Below are 16,935 nucleotides of genomic sequence, written 5' to 3'. Positions count from 1 at the left end.
CCCTTTGCTATGCTTCGCGACCTGCGCGGTAGGCATCGGAGGCCTTCTTCACACTGCCGTGCATGAGCAGCAGCGCCCTGGCTGCGTCGTAGTCCAGACCCAGCTCCTCGACCAGCATCCGTGTGCCGCGGTCTACCAGTTTCTTGTTGCTCAACTGCATGTTGATCATTTTGTTACCCTTGACGCGGCCCAGCTGGATCATCACCGAGGTGGTGATCATGTTGAGAATCATCTTCTGGCCCGTGCCCGACTTCATGCGCGAGCTGCCGGTGACATATTCCGGACCGACGATCATCTCGATGGGGACATCGGTCTCCGCGGCCATGGGCGACGAGGGGTTGCTGGTGATGCATCCCGTGAGGATGCCGTGGGCGCGTGCCTCATGCAGTGCACCGATGACATAGGGAGTGGTGCCCGAAGCGGCGATCCCGATGACGGTGTCCTTGTCGTTGATGTTGCGCTCGAGGAGCTCCTGCCAGCCCTTCAGGGTGTCGTCCTCGGCATTCTCCACCGGGTTGCGGAGTGCCACGTCTCCGCCGGCAATAAGCCCTATAATCAGTGTGTTGGGCATGCCGAACGTGGGCGGAATCTCCGATGCGTCGAGCACGCCCAGCCGTCCGCTGGTGCCGGCACCCATGTAGAAGATGCGTCCGCCCTGCTTCATGCGCGGAACAATTTGAGTGACGAGTTTCTCAATCTGGGGAATGGCCTTCTCGACGGCCAGCGCTACTTTCTTGTCCTCGTTGTTGATGTCCTGGAGAATCTCCAGCACCGATTTCTTTTCAAGGTCGTTGTACAATGAGGGCTGTTCTGAGATTTTTACGAATGCCATATCTTTGCTGTTGTTTGGTTTTTTCCTGTTTGGGTTTTATGCGTTGTGGTAGGCTACCAGTCCCTCCATGGGGCTCTGCACGATGCGTCCGAGGCGTATGCCCATACGCCGGGCGGCCTCCTCAAGGGGTGCACGATAGTAGTGTGCCACCGAACCGATGAAGTGCACCTCGCAATTCCGGTAGTCGTACTGCATGATGTTGCGGCGGAAGAAGGCCTCAAAACTTTCGAGCACCAGGGCATATACCGTCTTGTCGTCGAGGTGTCTGGCCAGGAAGGGCGACAGCGACGCCAGAAAGCGGTTGGGGAAGGGCTGGCGGTAGACGCGGGCGATAATTTCGGCCGGCGTGAGGTCGTACTCGCGGAGGAACTCCTCCTTGAGGCCCTCGGTCATCTGATTCTTGAGCAGGCTGCCCACGAGCAGTTTGCCCAGCACGGCGCCGCTGCCTTCGTCGCCGAGGATGAAGCCCAGCGGGGAAACGTTGGCGGTGATCCGCTCGCCGTCGAAGTGGCACGAGTTGGACCCCGTGCCCAGGATGCAGGCGATGCCGGCATGGTGCCCGCAGAGTCCGCGTGCGGCCCCCAGCATATCCGAAGCCACGAGAATCTCGCCGCGGATGCCGGGGATCGTGGAGACGGCCTTGTGGACCTGCTCCCCCTTTTCGGGGGTGCAGCCCGCGCCGTAGAAATAGACCGTGTCGAAACCTCCGTCGGGGAGCTGGGGCAGCAGGGTGTGGCAAATCTCCTGCTTCATCTCCTCTTCGGTCTGGAAAAAGGGATTCATGCCCCTGGTGATTATGCGGTGGAGAATTTCTCCCTTTTCGGCCACGCACCAGTCTGTCTTGGTGGAGCCGCTGTCGGCTATAAGTATCATGTCTGTCGTTTTTTTTGTGAGTTGTCCGGTTAGAATTTGATGTAAATCCTGCGTTTGTAGAGCTGGTAGGCGACGCACCAGTTGAGGCCCACGAACAGCAGGGCATAGGCGCACGATGCCGCCGTGGGGGGCAGTATCCGGAGCAGGGTCTTGCCGTAGATGAGGGTGATGATGTTCACCGAAGCCCCGTCCCACGGAATGCGGATGGCGCCGAAGAGGATGGCCAATACGCCGCCCTGGACATAGAGGTAGAGCGGGTTGACGCCGAAGGCCTCGAAGAAGCGGCTCCAGCGTCTGTACCCCTTCACGTCGATGATCCATATCAGGAGTGCCAGAAGGCTCGAAGCCAGTCCGCAGGAGGTCAGGACGAAGGTGGGCGACCAAATCTTCTTGTTGATGGGCAGTCCGTAGGCGAGCAGGAAGCCCGCGAAGGTGAGGACGGTGCCGATGAGGAAGAGTTTGATGATGTGGGAGTCGAGTACGCGTGCGCGGTCAGTCCCCTTCGCCGGCGACGTGTCGCCGAGCATCACGCCGCCCACACAGAATCCGATCAGTACGTGGGCGATGGAGGGCAGTGTGCTGAGCAGGCCTTCGGGATCGATGCCGTTGTCCCGGTACATGTGGGTCGGGGTGAGGATGGCGCGGTCGACGATCGAGAGGATGTTCTCCTCGCTGTAGGCATAGCCGTTGCCCGTGAGCAGCAAGACGCTGTAACCGACCAGCAGCAGGACGATGAGGCCCACAATCTGACGGAACTTGAGGGTCATGGCCACGAACGAGGCCACACAGTAGCAGATGGCGAGGCGCTGCATGACCCCCAGGATGCGGATGCGGTCGAAGGTCCACGACGCTTCCCGCAGCTTCTCGAAGAACGACAGCCCCTCGGGAGCCGCGTGCCAGTAGAAGCAGAAGCGCGAGAACCAGCCGATGGCCATGCCCGTGAGGAAGATGAAGAGGGAGCGTTTGAGCACCTTGACGACCGAGTCGCGGGTGAGGGCAAAGTGTAGCTTGCGCAGCGAGATGTAGGTCGAGATCCCCATGATGAACATGAAGAACGGGAAGACCAGATCGGTGGGTGTGAGCCCGTTCCAGGGGGCGTGGCTCAGCGGGGCGTAGATGTGCGCCCATGAGCCGGGGTTGTTGACCAAAATCATGCCGGCAATGGTGATGCCGCGCAGGATATCGAGAGCCAGAATTCGATGGTTGGACATAGCGGTCTGAAAAGGTTGTTGTTCAGTGACGTTTGGCGGTGGTGCACTCGTCTGCCAGATAGACGATCGACTGGTAGGGTACGCCGGAGTTGGCGGTGAGGCCTATTTCGCAGGTGCGGCTGTTGCTGTAACCGGAGGTGACGTGGGCCTCCCGAAGTTGGGGCCTGAGTTTGCGCAGGGCGTAGGCGTTCACCTCGGGGTGGGTGAATCCCCGGTCGCCGGCAAATCCGCAGCAGCCCACCCCCTCGGGGACGACCACACGGGTCGAACACAGCGAGGCGAGGTCGGTGATGACCTTTTCCAGGCCCATCTTGCGCATCGAGCAGGTGATGTGTACGGCCACGGGACGGTCGACGGGGTGGAAGTCGAGCCGCTTGCGCAGGAACAGCCAGATGAATTCGGCCGGTTCGTAGAGCTTCATGCGCGTGATTTTCCCGCGCATGCGGTGCAGACAGGGGCTTTGGTCGCAGAGGACGGGGTAGCGGCCGTGTTCGCTCGCCTCCCACAGCGCCTCTTCGAGTTCCGCGGTCTTGCGGTCGGCAATGTCGATCATGCCTTTGCTCTCCCATATCGTGCCGCAGCAGAGCCGATCCATGTGGGGCGGATAGATGACGTTGTAGCCGGCCTTGTGGAGCAGGGAAGTCATGCTGTCGACCAGCGGCCGGGACGAGGGGGCCTTGTGTGCCGGACCCATCGTCTGATTGATGCAGCTGGGAAAGTAGACCACCTTGTCATGGTATTGCAGGCCTGCGTTGACCTGACGGCGCGCCTTGTCCGTGATCTTGAAGGCGTGGGGCATGGCCGGAGTCCAGAGCGGGAGGCCGAGGACGGAGTGGAGGGCGCCGCACACCCTGCTCATGGCCGTGGTGCCGAGCAGCGCATGCCCGGCGGCTGCCAGATGCAGTACGGGGCGCAGACCGCTCTTCATGCCTGCGAAGTGCCGGGCGGCAAAGTCGCCGATGCGGTGGCCGAAACTGCCCTGTGGGTGCTGCTCCCGGCGGATGATGTGGGTGAGGTCGCCCACGTTGATGCCCATGGGGCACGACATGGAGCACAGACCGTCGCCTGCGCAGGTCTCATTGCCCCAATATTTGTATTGCCGGCGCAGGAGGGCGAGGCGCTGGGGGTCTTCGCCCGTCTGCTGCAGACGCGACAACTCGCGGTTGATGACGATGCGCTGGCGCGACGAGATGCTGAATCCGCAGGTCAGGCAGTTCACCTCGCAGAATCCGCATTCGATACAGCGGTCGGTCTTTTCGCACACCTCCGCCCCCTCTTTGCCGCCGATCGAGAGCCGGGGCAGGGGCTTGAAGTTCCGGAGGTGACACTTGGGGTCGTCGTTGAAGATAACCCCCGGATTGAGCAGACCGTGGGGGTCGAACAGCTCCTTGACGGCCTTCATCACCGAGTAGGCCTCTTCGCCCCATTCGTAGCGCACGTAGGGAGCCATGTTGCGCCCCGTGCCGTGTTCGGCCTTCAGCGAGCCGTCGTATTTGTCCACGACGAGGCGTTTGACATCCTCCATGAGCCGTTCGTAGCGCGAAACCTCGGCCTGGGAGTCGAACGCCTGGTTGATGATGAAATGGTAGTTGCCCTCGAGGGCATGGCCGTAGATGCAGGCATCGTCATAGCCGTGACGGCGAATGAGCTCCTGCAGGTCGGCGGTGGCCTGGGGCAGGTCGTCGATCTGAAAGGCCACGTCCTCGATCAGACACGTCGTGCCCGCCTTGCGTGTGCCGCCCACCGAGGGGAAGATGCCCGAACGGATCGTCCAGAATTCGGAGTACTCCTCGGGGCGGTCGGTGAAGCGTACCGGGCGGTAGGTGTCGAACGCTTCGAGGGCACGGCTCACGCGTTCGATGTCGGCCGACAGCTCCTCGTGGGTGCGGGCCTTGACCTCGGTCAGCACGGCGGTCAGTCCGCGGGCCTGCTCCTCGCCCGCCTCCGAGAGGAAGGTGAGGTAGTTGGGGTCGCCGACCGAACTCAGCGACTTGTAGTCGAGCAGCTCGGCGCTCTTCACATCGAGGGGCTTCATCCTTACCACCGCCTCGCAGGCCTCGCCGATGGTGCGGAAGTAGAGCATGGCGCTGGCCTTGAAGGGGTAGTCGTATTCGGTCTTCATGGTCACCTCCGAAAGGAAGGCCAGTGTCCCCTCGCTGCCCACCATCAGGTGGGCCATGATGTCGAACGGGTCGTCGAACCGCACGAAGGGCAGGATGTTGAGTCCCGTGACATTCTTGATGGCGTATTTCCTGGCGATGCGCGCCATGAGTGTGTCATTGGCGCGCAGGGAGTCGCGCAGGGAGATGAGCTGCTCCAAAAATCGGGGGTGCGACCGGCGGAAGGCCTCGCGCGAGGCTTCGTCTCCCGTGTCGACGAGGGTGCCGTCCGCAAGGACGATGCGTGCCGAGAGCAGCATGCGGTCGCTGTTGGCGTGGGTGCCGCAGTTCATGCCCGAGGCGTTGTTCATCACGATGCCGCCGACCATGGCGCTGCGTATGGAGGCCGGATCGGGGGCGAACTTGCGTCCGTAGGGGGCGAGGATCTCGTTCACGCGCTGGCCGACAAGTCCCGGCTGGAGGGTGATTCGGCTGTGGTCTTCGCTGACGGAGTAACGCTCCCAGTGTTTGCCGGCGACGATGAGTATCGAGTCGCTGATGGACTGCCCCGAGAGGCTGGTCCCGGCGGCACGGAAGGTGACGGGCAGGCGGAGTGCCGAGGCGAGCTGCAGCAGGCGGGCGACCTCCTGCTCGTTGTCCGAGCGGACGATGATTTGGGGTATGAGCCGGTAGAATCCGGCATCGGTGCCCCACGCCAGGCGGCGTAATTCGTCGGTGTAGATTCTTTCCGAAGGAATGAATTGTCTTATTTCGTGGAGGAAATCCCGGTAGCTGGATGGTGCCATTTTTCCCTGATTAAACGTATCGAAACAGGTGTCGAGTGGTTGCTCTCTTTTGAGGATCAGTGGTAAAGGTAATACTTTTCGGATAGATGGCGGAAATCTGCGACATCTTTGTTCCAGTAATCCTTCACATCCTCCCAGCGGTTGCGGCGCGAGAAGCGTTCGCGGATCTGCTTCGAACCGCAGGCGAGGTCGAACGAGCGGAAACGCTCCTTGTCGGCGTGCGCCAGCACGGTATGCTCGGGGTAGAGGCGCGCGATCTCCTGCATGACGAGAAACTGGATCTCGGTGATGGAGGCCTTGCGGTAGTCAAGCAGGTGGACCTGCACGCCCTGCAGCAGTTCGCCCTTGCCGATGCTGTAGAACGGCTTGGCGTAGATGGGGCGGAAGACCACCCCCTCGAGGTCCAGCGCATTCATCGCCCCGGCAAATTCGGCAGCCTTGATCCACGGTGCGGCGAACATCTGGAAGGGAATGGTGTAGCCCACGCCGATGTTCATGTACATCAGTTCGCCCACGATGCCACTCATGGGGTAGAAATAGACCGAATGGGCATGGGGGATGTGGGGCGACGAGGGGATCCACTGCAAACCCGTGTCGGAGTAGTTCATTTCGCGTCTCCAGCCCTCCATCTTCACCACATGGAGCCGGCATTTGACCTTGTTCTTCAACATGCCCTCCTCGTTGAGCAGCCGGGCCAGTTCGCCGCACGTGAGTCCGTAGAGGTAGGGGATTTTGAACTGGCTGATGAACGAGGTGCAGTCCTCTTCGGTGAGGTTGCCCTCGATTTTGAGCCCGTCGACGGGGTTGGGACGGTCGAGGACGATGAATTCCTTGTCATTCTCGGCGGCGGCCTCCATGGCCAGACCCATGGTACTGATGTAGGTGAACGAACGGCAGCCGATGTCCTGAATGTCGTAGACCAGCACGTCGATGTCCTCCAGCATCTCGGGGGTGGCTTTGCGGGTCTTGCCGTAGAGCGATCGCACGGGGAGTTGTGTCGAGGCGTCGCGGATGTCGGTGACATGGTCGCCGGCGTGGACGTCTCCACGCACGCCGTGTTCGGGGCCGAAGAGTGCCACGAGGTTCACATTTTTGGCTTCGTGGAGGATGTCGATGGTCGATTTGAGCGAATTGTCTACTCCCGTGGGGTTGGTGATCAGCCCCACGCGTTTGCCCTCAAGGCATTTGAACCCCTGCTCCTTGAGCACCTCAATACCGGTCTTGACGGTGATTTGGGCCTGGGTGGAGAGGGCGATCGTGGTTGCCAGAAGGGGCAGAAACAGCTTTTTCATCTTCATGGTCGTGTTGTTTTTTGGGTTCAGGCGGCTTTTTTTCCGTAGGAGGGGTCGATCTTCACCATTGCGGTGACAATCCATGTGGCAATGTTGCAGGCGAAGACCCACCAGAAGAAGTTGACATAGCCCAACTGCTCCTGGATCCAACCTGCCGCCATGCCCGGGACCATCATGCCCAGAGCCATGAAGGCGGTGCAGATGGCATAATGCGAGGTCTTGTGCTCGCCCTCGGCGAAGTACATCATGTAGAGCATGAAGGCCGTGAAGCCGAATCCGTAGCCGAACTGCTCGATGAAGACGCAGGTGCTGATAGTGTAGATGCTCTCGGGCTGGAAGATGGCCAGGTAACAGAACGTGAAACAGGTGAGCGAGATGCTCAGGGACATGGGCCACAGCCATTTTTTCAGACCGCCGCGCGAGGCGCAGATTCCGCCCAGAATACCGCCGATGGTCAATCCCGCCACCCCGATGGTGCCGTAGACCAGACCCAGTTCGGCTGTCGAGAGTCCCAGTCCACCCAACTCTTTGGGGTCAACCAGAAAGGGCTGAATCATCTTCACGAGCTGGGCCTCGGGCAGGCGGAACAGCAGGATGAAGAGTACGGCCACCAGGACTTGCGGCTTGCGGAAGAAGGACCCGAACGTGCCGAAAAACTCCTGCAGGATGTTGACATGGCTCTTGCCCTCGGTCACCGAGTGGTCGGTGGCGGGGCGCGGCAGGATGTAGATGTGGTAGAGGGTCAGCGCTCCGAACAGGGCCGAGATGGCGTAGAAGGTATAGCGCCAGGCCATGGGTATGTTGCCCGTGGAGCTCTCCAGCCAGCCGGCCAGCACCACCAGGGCGCCCTGTCCGAAGATGGAGGCCAGGCGGTAGGCCGTGCTGCGAATGCCCACGAAAAGGCTCTGCTGGTTGCTGTTGAGGGCTACCATGTAGTAGCCGTCGGAGGCGATGTCGTGGGTGGCCGAGGCGAAGCCGATGATCCAGAAGACGGCCAGACAGGCCGTGAAGACCGACACCTGGACTGCTCCGGAGGCGATCTCCGCATCGCCGGGCGCGGGGAGGGTGAAGGCCACCATGGCGAGTCCCACGGCCATGATCGTCTGCATGAGGACCGTCCACCAGCGTTTGGTGCGGATGATGTCGATGAAGGGGCTCCAGAAGGGTTTGATGACCCACGGCAGGTACAGCCAGCCGGTGTAGAGGGCGATGTCGGTGTTCGACATCCCCAGCTTCTTAAACATCAGCACCGAGATGGTGTTGACGGCAAAATAGGGAATACCCTGGGCAAAGTAGAGGGTGGGGATCCATGCCCAGGGGTTGGTCTGTTTGTTTTTGTTCATGGGTTGTTGCGGTAGGTGTTGCGGTCTATTGGTATATTTTTTCGAGGACGGCGCCCACAAAATAGTGCTTCAGGATTTCGTCGTACCTGTACCCCTTTTCGCCCATCACGGCAGCGCCGATCTGGCAGAGACCCACGCCGTGGCCCCAGCCTGCACCGATGAGGGTGAATGTCGAAGGGACGCCGTCGGCGTTGTTTTCGCCCTTCTCGACCACGAACGCCGAGCTGTAGAGGTGCGACGGCGAGAGGGTGCGGCGGATCTCCAGCTCCTTGCCGATGGTGAGGGTTTTCTTTGTGCCCGCAATCCTGAGTTTCCACAGGCGGCCGCTTGTGCCGCGGGCCACGGGAACGAGGTCTTTGATGTGTCCGTAGTCCACGCCCGAACGGCGGAGAATGAGCGCGGAAAGCTCCTCCTGCGTGTAGGACACCTTCCAGCGGTAGAAGTCGGAGGTCTCCTGATCGTAGTTGTTGAGCACCTGCGAGAGAATCTGCCTGTCGGAGGTGTTGCAGAAGGCTTCGGGCGAGGAGAGAATCCATTTCCGGGCCTCTTCCTCGACGGTGAGGTCGGGCAGCGGAGCTTCGCTCGCGCTGTCGGCCTGCTTCACCAGATAGGGCATCTCCTTTTCCTCCCAGCAGTAGCGGAATTCCTCGAAGGCCCCGCCGCAGCACTTCGAGAAGCGCGCGTCGCAGATTTCTCCGTCGTACATGAGCAGTTGGCCGCGTGTGGCGGCGATGGCCTCGCGCACGGCGGCTGTCGAGGCGCGGGTGATGCCCTGATAGCGCTGGCAGTGGTCGTCGGCGCACACATCGAAACGGGTGTGGTCCTCGCGGTCGTACCAGCGGATCAGTTCCGTGTCGGTGATGGTGTAGGCCGAGTAGTCGGTCTGCTGTGCCTTGATCTGCTTGTTCTTGCGGATCTGGGCCAGCAGCCAGCTGCGCGAGATGACGGCATGGGCCTTCAGCAGCTCGGGCGAGGCGGTGGCGCTCATCTCGCTCGAAATGACGCTGGTGAGGTAGTCCTCCACGCGGATGACATTCACGGCCGTGAGTCGGTCGTTCTCGACGATGAATTTCAGTGCGCCTTCGAAACGCTGGTTCTCCTTGCGCTCCCAGTGGAAGTTGATGCCGATGGTCACCCCCTTGAGTTCGAACTCCGAGTGCGACTCGTCGAGGGGTTCAAAGGTGATTTCATCGTAGGCGGCACCCTGCCAAATGACTTTGCCGTTTTGGCAGGAGACTTTCCCGTCGCCTGTGATCGTCTGTCCGCCGATGCGGTATGGGGTCTGCAGCGTGAATTCGATTTCCGGTTCGAACATGATGCCGACCTGTACTTTGGGTTCTTCCATTTTCGGATGTTTTTTGGTTACCTGGTGCAGAGTTTTTTCCGTATGCGTTCTGTCAGCTCCCCGAACTCGCTGTGCGGGAGGCACACCTCGCCTAAAATTTGGCGGAGAGCCTCCGAATCCATCTTCTCGAAGTCGTGCTCCAGCGGCGTGATGAACACACCGCCCATGTCGACCGAGGCCGGGCTGCTCAACAGACGCGCCTCGCCCTCGGCCGTGTAGCACGACGGGCGGTGCTTCGCGCGGGGGAAGATGAAGAGCACCCACCTGTTCTCTTCGTGGAGGGCCAGGAGGTTCATCATCGGCTCCTCCCCGCCGTGGCGGAGGGCCATTTGGTCGTAGACCAGGGCGAAGAGTTCCGCGGCGTCGGCCTTCTCCTCCGATTCGATGACGAGGGTCGTGCGCGGCAGGTCCTTCAATGTGTGGAGACGCGCCTTGCGCAGCTTGTCCGGCTCGGCGGCAGTCAACGTGCGCCACTGCGATTCGATGGGCATGAACCTGCGGCTGCCGGCCTGGAAGTGGGCGTGGTCGGGAGCCGAGGCGCCGCAGCGCGGTCCGTTGTAGAAGACCGTGAAGTCGGGAAGTGCCGCCGCCAGGTCGAGCATGTCGTCGATGCGTCCGACGATGCTCTGGGCGGTGTGGCTGTTGTCGGGAATGGTCAGATGCCGGGGGAAAATGGGGAACGGATTGATCAGAATCGTGTAGCGCTCCTTGAAGGGTATTCCCCTCTGCTCCGCAGGGCGATTCGCTGCACAGAGAAAGCATTGGCGGGCGGCGATGGTCTGTTTGTCGACCTTGGCGCCCGACGAGACGATGCGTGCCGGATTGAACTGCACCTTGTAGGTCGCCTCGCCAATGTGCAGGGTCTTCACCCGGACGCGGTCCAAGGCGGCATAGTTGTCCCGGAGCGTTTCCCAAACGCCCGTCTGCTGCTCAAAGAGTTCCTGAATGCGCTGCTTCATGCTGCCGGTTTATTTGTGATTCATGGCTATTCGGGCCTGCAGCTCCCAGGTCCGGATGCGGTCCTTGTAGAGGTTGTGGGCGTTCATCTTCACGATGTCGAGCGAGGCGTCGGAGTTGTCCTCCCAGCGGCGGCAGAGGTAGACAACCTCGTAGACGCGGCCGATCTGATAGCGGCGGCTGATGTTGAGCCCCAGGGCATAGTCCTCGCCGTAGCTGGTGTTGGGGACCTTGATCTTGCGCAGCATGGGGGTGTAGAAGGCCCGGGGAGCGCCCAGTCCGTTGATGCGCAGGGCGTTGTTGCGTCCGTTGTCGGGCGTCCACTCCCTGTGGTCGATGATGCCCGGAGCAATCATGTTCATGTTGAAGTCGGTCATCATGTAGGTGCCGACCACCATGGCGCAGTTCTGCTCGTAGAAGGCGCGCACCATCGTGGCGAGGGTGTGCTCGTCCCTGTAGACATCGTCGCTGTCGAGCTGCACGGCGAACTTGCCGCACTTGGGGTGGTGGACACCCATGTTCCAGCATCCGCCGATGCCCAGATCGTGACGCGGGGGGATGATGTGGATCAGACGCTCGTCGTCCTTGAATTCGTCGATGGCCTCGGTGGTGCCGTCGGTCGAGTGGTTGTCGATGACGATGAGGTTGAACCTGAAGTCTGTCTTCTGCGAGAGCACCGAACCGATGGCATCGCGGATGGTGCGGATCCGGTTGCGCACGGGGATGATGACCGAGGCCTCATACTCGAAGTTCCCCTCCTCGAAGGCGATCTTCTCGAAACGGGGTTCGAGATAACCGCCGATTTCCTTCAGATGCTCGGTGCAGGCCTGCTCCATCTCTATCTGGCGGCCGCGGTTGCGGGGATCTACGTAGTCGAAAATCTTTTCGCCGCTCTTGCGGGTGTCGTTCTCGACCTCGGAATAGAGGTATTCGTTGATGTGCATGAGGCTCTCCTTCTGGCTCAGCTTCAGACGCAGGTCGTAGAGTCCTGCAAACTCATAGTCGGCCTTCATGCGGCTGACGGCCTCGCAGAAGGCGTCGCGGCGGAAGAGCAGCAGCGAGCCGAAGTCGAAGTCGTCGCGCAGCGACCCGAACTGATAGTCGATGACCGGAGCGTTGCTCTGGAGACCTTCTCGGACCTGATAGTGGTCGGCATAGACCATCCCTGCGCGGGAATCTTCGGCCAGCATCGTCATGCGGTCGAGGGCGAAGAGCCCCAGCGAGAGGGTGCTGTATTTGGTGTAGAGAAGTATGAATTCGGCTTCGGAGGCCTCGGCAATGGCTCTTATGGTCTGTGACGACTGCGCGCCGCCGATGGGGAGCAGTTGGCATCCCTCCAGGGGTTGCTGTCCTTCGGTGTCGGTCAGCAGGAAGATGCGGTTGACCAGTTGGGAGTCGAAAAGACCCTTGACGGTCTGCGCGGCCTGTTCTTTGTCCGAAAAGGGAATGAAGCAATCAATCTTATTCATCGTCGTTAAATGTTAATGGGTGGTTGTCCGGTTGTTTTTGTCGTTGAAGAAGTCCAGGATCCGTTTCATGAGCAGCGAGCGTTGCTCCTCCGAACGGATCGACTCGAAGGGGTAGCCCATCACAAAGGTCTTGTAGTCGCCCCTGTAGGCCACGGCGGCGCTGAGGTTGTTCTCGGTGTAGCGCATGACGGTTTCGGCTCCCGGGGTGGCGGGCTCTATGGCGTCGGGCGATTCGACGACGTAGCTCTCCTCGTTGAGGGTCGCGTAGTAGTCGAACGAGCCGTCCGCGGGCAGGAGTCGCGACACCACGGCCCGCACGCCGCCGCGGCGTGCGGCCTGACCCACGCGCCGGAAGTATTTGAGTACGTCGGTGGCGAATGCGCAGTCCTCCTTGATCCGGGGTGTGAGCGGATTGTCCCACAGGTCGGTGCCCACATAGGCCCCCGAGACCATCACGTTGCCGCCCTTGCGGCAGTAGTCGCCGATGGCGGCCTGCATCTCGGGACTGAAGGTCTTGAACTGCAGGGGGTGAATGCCGCCGCGTCCCATCTTGGTCTGACACTCCTTGCCGAGGATGAGGTCCACCGAGGGATAGTCGTTCATGCAGACCGCACCGCTTTCTACGGCTTCGTCGCTGCAAGATACGAACGAATATCCGGCTTGGAGCATTGCGCGGCCGTGAAGCGCCGGATAGTCGAACGTATTGCCGGCGATGACCATCGTTTCGTAGTCGCCATAGCTGTCTCCGAAGCCGGCCGCATCGTCGTCCATCCAGTCGATGTTGCGGCGGAACTCCTTCATCTTACCTACATAGCTTACGTCCTTCACATAGGGCACGCCGTGGTCCCTGTCGTCGAGAAATCCCGCCAGAAGGGTGTCGGCCGGAGCCGGGGCCACAAAGTCGGCCGGCGCACCGATGCGGTCGAAGCCGTTGATAATCAGAACGGGCTTTTTCACGCCGTTGGCGGCTATGCCCACCGACAGAATCTCGGAGGGGAAGCTCTCGCCCCCGTCGTTGAGGGCCGTGACCCGGAAACTGCACACTTCGCCCGCGGGAATATCGGTTTCGAAACGGGGGGAGGTCACCAGACGTCCGTTGTCGAAGGTTCCGTCGCCGATCCGGGTGTATACGATGTAGCGGTCGGGTGTGGCGGAGGGTTCGAGGGGGTCGTCGACGGGCCGCCAGCTGACCAGGGCACGACCTTCGGCCGAGAGCGTTGCGCTCATGTGGTCGACGGGCAGGGGCTGTACCACATAAGGCACCCTGTTCTGCGAGGCGATGAACTGCAGCATGCCTTTGTAGATGGCGCGGCTCACCGTGAAGCGGAAGCGCGGGTCGAGACCGTAGCGCATGTCGGCGAAGTTCTGGTGGGAGAGCAGTTCCAGGAGCATGGTGGGCACTTGTGGGGTGCGCGCCTCGAAGTAGGGTTTGTTCCACATGCCGCGGCGGTTCCACTCGGGTTCGTAGAGGCGTCGCACGTCGTTGACCACATGCGACAGAATGAGGTCGGTGAGCTGGCGCGCCATGTAGCGCGACGAGCCATTGGCATAGGTGTCGCGTCCCTCCGACCTGCTCATGTAGATCCCCAGGGTGCCGACGATGGAGTCGTTGCGCGAAGTGCCGGCGTCGGAGTGGAAGGCGAAGGCCGCATCGACGGGGATATGAAGCCCCTGACGGTCGGGGAGCACCTCCGAGCCTCCGGCCAGATAATTGACCCATAGGCCGCGGGACTTGTAGTCGTCGGCGTAGTCGTTGCCGCCCGAATGGGGCGAGTAGACCGAGTCGGGAACGCCGGCCCACTGCATCCAGTAGCGGGCCGCTTCGCAGAAACGGGGGTAGCGGCTGATTTGGGGCACATGGCGTGCGGCCTCGGCCGCGAAGTCCGCGAGGGAATCCTTGCTGTTCCGGGCGAGGTATTCGGCCGTGATGCTGCGGGCTATGTTGCCCATGCCGCCGCCGATCTTCACCCCGTCGGCCGTGACGATGCGTCCGTTTTTCGACGAGCGGTTGCTCAGCACGATGCACTGCCCGGCGTCGAGCCCCTCGTCAAAGGGAAACGTTCCCAGATAGATCCAGGTGCCGCCGCCCATCGTCTGGTTGACCTTGAAGCGGGAGACGCCTCCCTTGTGATGTACGGTGTAGAGGGCGTCCTCGGTGCTTCGGGGCAGGGAGTGGTAGGATACATAGACGGCATATTCGCCTGCCGCCGGGATGGCGGGGGTCCAGGTTGCCGTTGCGCCCTCCTTGTCGCGCCGGGTCTCCACCTGGCGGAAGGTACCTTCGCGGAAGGGGTTTTCAAACTCCCGGTAGGTGCGGCGCAGGTGGGCAAAGCCCTCCGAAGCCCCCTCGCTCCAGCTCTGCGCGCCGTTTTGCTCGGTGTAGCGCGAATTGTCGAGACAGCCGTCGTTGTCGACGATGACCTCATGTCTGTTGAAATCGCGCTCGCGCGGCAGGAGGATATTGGCTCCGGCATTTTCGAGCATCGGCACCAGATAGGGCAGTACATAGCTCTGTGTGTAGAGATCCTCCACGGTCTGGAGAATGCGTGCACGCTGCCATTCCCAGCGGTTGAGGCTCTGTTCGAAATACCAGCCGTGGCTCTGCCACATGGCGATGTGGCGGTTCTGAAGTCCGCGTGTGGGGCGGTTGATTCTGTCGAGGGGGGTGACCAGCGGAGTGCGGCACGAGGTCTCGAACGTCCTGATGCGGCGATTGACTCTGGAGCGCAGCGCCAGGGGGACGAGCTCCTCGATGGGCTGTCCCTCGGCGATGACCTCCAGACGGTATTTGTCGTAGCGGGACGGCAGCAGCGAGCGGATTTCGCGGTATAGAGAGGCTACATTCTCCTCCCGGAAGGGAATGTAGGAGCAGTCCTGACTGGCGAAGAGCGAAATCTGCCGTGCGCCAACGGCTACGGAGTCGATCCTGACCCCGTCGAAGATCGTCTCCTTGCGCGCCTCGCGCGAAAGCAGCGATTCGATGTCGCGGACGACTTCGTCGGGAAGGGTTTGAGCCGATGCGGGTGCTGCCAGCGAGAGCAGGGCTGCAAGGGCGGCTGTATGTAGTGTTCGGTTCATGGTCTTTGGGGTATGAGGACTGACGTTTTCCGGTTGTTGTCGCTTGCGGATCGGCAGACACGGACTCCGTGTCGTGGTGATGGCATCGAGCCGCCGCTCGAAACGGATCGGGTAGCCCCGAACCCCGCTGTGCTGTGGGTCTGGAGCCCGCAGCGGATGGCCGGAGACGGCACCACCGCGGGAACGAAACGCTCGTGCACGGGACGGCGGCACGCCGGTGCGGAGAGGAACATGCCTCGAACTTCCGGTCTGCTACTCCGCATAGAGTAAATAGGGGCGGCGCTGCTCCTTGAATCGTGCGACATCGTCGGCCCAGCGGGCCTTGATTTCATCGGCCGATTTCCCTTCCCGGATCATCTTGCGCACGTAGTCGGTGCCGATGAGCAGCTCGAAGAATCCGCGGAAAAAGTGGTCGTCGATGTTCAGATTGCGGTAGGCGTCGATGATATAGCTCAGGTCGAGGCCCTTGCTCCAGATCTCCTCGTCGCTCAGGCTGCTCAGGTCGCGGCCGTAGCAGGTCTTGTTGAGCTGGGGCGGATTCTTGGCGCCCGGCACGCTGCGCGGTGTGAATTCGAAGTCGTAGCCCTTCATGTTGGGGTGGCCGTAGACCTGAAACGGTTTGTCGGTGCCGCGACCCAGGCTCACGGGGGTGGCCTCGAACAGGCAGGTCGACGGATAGAGATAGATCGACTTCATGTCGGGCAGGTTGGGCGACGGGGCGACGGGCAGACGGTAGTGGGTCTGGTGGGTGTAGTTCCTGCAGGGAATGACCGTCACATCGCAGACGCGCGATTGGGGCAGCCAGTGTTCGCCGTTGACCATGAGCGCCAGCTCGCCCAGCGTCATGCCGTGGACCACGGGAATGGGCAGCCAACCCACCCCCGACTTGTATTTCATGTCGAGAATCGGACCGTCGACATAGTGTCCGTTGGGATTGGGGCGGTCGAGGATGAGCACCTTGCGGTTGTACTCGGCGCAGGCGTCCATGAGGCGGCACATGGTGATGTAATATGTGTAGAAGCGCAAGCCGACATCCTGAATATCGACGACCAGAATGTCGAATTTGCGCATCGACTCTTCGCTCGGGCGTTTGTCCTTTCCGTCGTAAAGCGACAGAATGGGGATCCCGGTCCTGGGATCTGCCGAACTGGCCACGTGTTCGCCCGCATCGGCCGTGCCGCGGAAGCCGTGTTCGGGGGAGAAGATGGCGCGGACGTCCATCTGGTGGTCGAGCAGGACGTCGAGCAGATGGCGCTCTCCGACCATCCCCGTGTGGTTCGAGAAGATGGCTATTCGCTTGTTTTTCAGGATGTGAAAGTATTCGGAAGTTTGTTCCGCTCCTACGATGACCTGCTCTTCCCGGGCTTGGCTCACGAGGGTGAAACACACCATTAGAAGACTTGAAATAAGTTTTTTCATCTTGGTTTAGGTTGGTGACTCGTTGTGTTGGCAGACACAAAAATAGATTTTTTTTAATTAGGAACCATTAATCTTTTCGGGAATTTTGCTTCCGAAACCCTTTATTCGCAAAAGATGTGAAATGCTTTTGCTTTTAATGTTGTGATTTTGTGATAGATTAATACTTCGTTAAATTTGTAACTAATCCGTTGAAAATAAACACGTTAATTAA

The 16,935-nt window shown here is 60.8% G+C and carries 11 protein-coding genes; all 11 read right to left on the bottom strand.

Annotated elements, in window-relative coordinates:
* Positions 1-7: 7 nt before the first annotated feature.
* The gene (gene murQ / locus QZ460_RS06060) at positions 8-832 is read right to left on the bottom strand and encodes an N-acetylmuramic acid 6-phosphate etherase (protein ID WP_290540683.1); all 825 of its coding nucleotides are present in this window, start codon (positions 830-832) and stop codon (positions 8-10) included.
* Between the two features lie 36 nt (positions 833-868).
* Positions 869-1,705: an ATPase gene (locus tag QZ460_RS06055; protein WP_290540682.1), complete on the bottom strand. Its 837-nt coding sequence runs from the start codon at positions 1,703-1,705 to the stop codon at positions 869-871.
* 29 nt (positions 1,706-1,734) lie between these two features.
* Positions 1,735-2,916, bottom strand: a complete 1,182-nt coding sequence (locus QZ460_RS06050) for a heparan-alpha-glucosaminide N-acetyltransferase domain-containing protein (protein ID WP_290540681.1) — start codon at positions 2,914-2,916, stop codon at positions 1,735-1,737.
* 22 nt (positions 2,917-2,938) lie between these two features.
* Positions 2,939-5,821, bottom strand: a complete 2,883-nt coding sequence (locus QZ460_RS06045) for an FAD-binding and (Fe-S)-binding domain-containing protein (protein WP_290540680.1) — start codon at positions 5,819-5,821, stop codon at positions 2,939-2,941.
* Between the two features lie 56 nt (positions 5,822-5,877).
* On the bottom strand, positions 5,878-7,113 hold the full coding sequence (locus QZ460_RS06040; protein ID WP_290540754.1) for a DUF1343 domain-containing protein: 1,236 nt from the start codon (positions 7,111-7,113) through the stop codon (positions 5,878-5,880).
* Between the two features lie 26 nt (positions 7,114-7,139).
* Entirely contained in the window at positions 7,140-8,456 is a 1,317-nt protein-coding gene (locus QZ460_RS06035; RefSeq protein ID WP_290540679.1) for an MFS transporter, read from the bottom strand.
* 25 nt (positions 8,457-8,481) lie between these two features.
* Positions 8,482-9,801 (bottom strand): SpoIID/LytB domain-containing protein, encoded by a 1,320-nt coding sequence (locus QZ460_RS06030; protein WP_290540678.1) that lies wholly within the window; start codon positions 9,799-9,801, stop codon positions 8,482-8,484.
* 17 nt (positions 9,802-9,818) lie between these two features.
* A complete protein-coding gene (locus QZ460_RS06025) occupies positions 9,819-10,760 on the bottom strand; it encodes a DUF4922 domain-containing protein (RefSeq protein WP_290540677.1) in 942 nt (313 codons plus the stop codon).
* 9 nt (positions 10,761-10,769) lie between these two features.
* Positions 10,770-12,227, bottom strand: coding sequence for a glycosyltransferase family 2 protein (locus QZ460_RS06020; RefSeq protein WP_290540676.1), 1,458 nt, complete (start codon positions 12,225-12,227; stop codon positions 10,770-10,772).
* A gap of 12 nt (positions 12,228-12,239) precedes the next feature.
* Positions 12,240-15,305, bottom strand: coding sequence for a xanthan lyase (locus tag QZ460_RS06015; RefSeq protein WP_290540675.1), 3,066 nt, complete (start codon positions 15,303-15,305; stop codon positions 12,240-12,242).
* Between the two features lie 252 nt (positions 15,306-15,557).
* On the bottom strand, positions 15,558-16,724 hold the full coding sequence (locus QZ460_RS06010) for a DUF1343 domain-containing protein (RefSeq protein ID WP_290540674.1): 1,167 nt from the start codon (positions 16,722-16,724) through the stop codon (positions 15,558-15,560).
* Positions 16,725-16,935: the final 211 nt, after the last annotated feature.

The organism is Alistipes sp. (assembly GCF_020026455.1).
Taxonomy (GTDB): domain Bacteria; phylum Bacteroidota; class Bacteroidia; order Bacteroidales; family Rikenellaceae; genus Alistipes.
Note: the sequence above shows the minus strand (reverse complement) of the source record. Positions and strands in the feature narration are given on the sequence as shown.

Excerpts from the sequence above, each read along its gene's own strand:
- QZ460_RS06010 (WP_290540674.1), bottom strand. The coding sequence starts at position 16,724 with ATGAAAAAACTTATTTCAAGTCTTCTAATGGTGTGTTTCACCCTCGTG.
- QZ460_RS06050 (WP_290540681.1), bottom strand. The coding sequence starts at position 2,916 with ATGTCCAACCATCGAATTCTGGCTCTCGATATCCTGCGCGGCATCACC.
- QZ460_RS06025 (WP_290540677.1), bottom strand. The coding sequence starts at position 10,760 with ATGAAGCAGCGCATTCAGGAACTCTTTGAGCAGCAGACGGGCGTTTGG.
- QZ460_RS06040 (WP_290540754.1), bottom strand. The coding sequence starts at position 7,113 with ATGAAAAAGCTGTTTCTGCCCCTTCTGGCAACCACGATCGCCCTCTCC.
- QZ460_RS06055 (WP_290540682.1), bottom strand. The coding sequence starts at position 1,705 with ATGATACTTATAGCCGACAGCGGCTCCACCAAGACAGACTGGTGCGTG.
- QZ460_RS06035 (WP_290540679.1), bottom strand. The coding sequence starts at position 8,456 with ATGAACAAAAACAAACAGACCAACCCCTGGGCATGGATCCCCACCCTC.
- QZ460_RS06045 (WP_290540680.1), bottom strand. The coding sequence starts at position 5,821 with ATGGCACCATCCAGCTACCGGGATTTCCTCCACGAAATAAGACAATTC.
- QZ460_RS06030 (WP_290540678.1), bottom strand. The coding sequence starts at position 9,801 with ATGGAAGAACCCAAAGTACAGGTCGGCATCATGTTCGAACCGGAAATC.
- murQ (WP_290540683.1), bottom strand. The coding sequence starts at position 832 with ATGGCATTCGTAAAAATCTCAGAACAGCCCTCATTGTACAACGACCTT.
- QZ460_RS06015 (WP_290540675.1), bottom strand. The coding sequence starts at position 15,305 with ATGAACCGAACACTACATACAGCCGCCCTTGCAGCCCTGCTCTCGCTG.
- QZ460_RS06020 (WP_290540676.1), bottom strand. The coding sequence starts at position 12,227 with ATGAATAAGATTGATTGCTTCATTCCCTTTTCGGACAAAGAACAGGCC.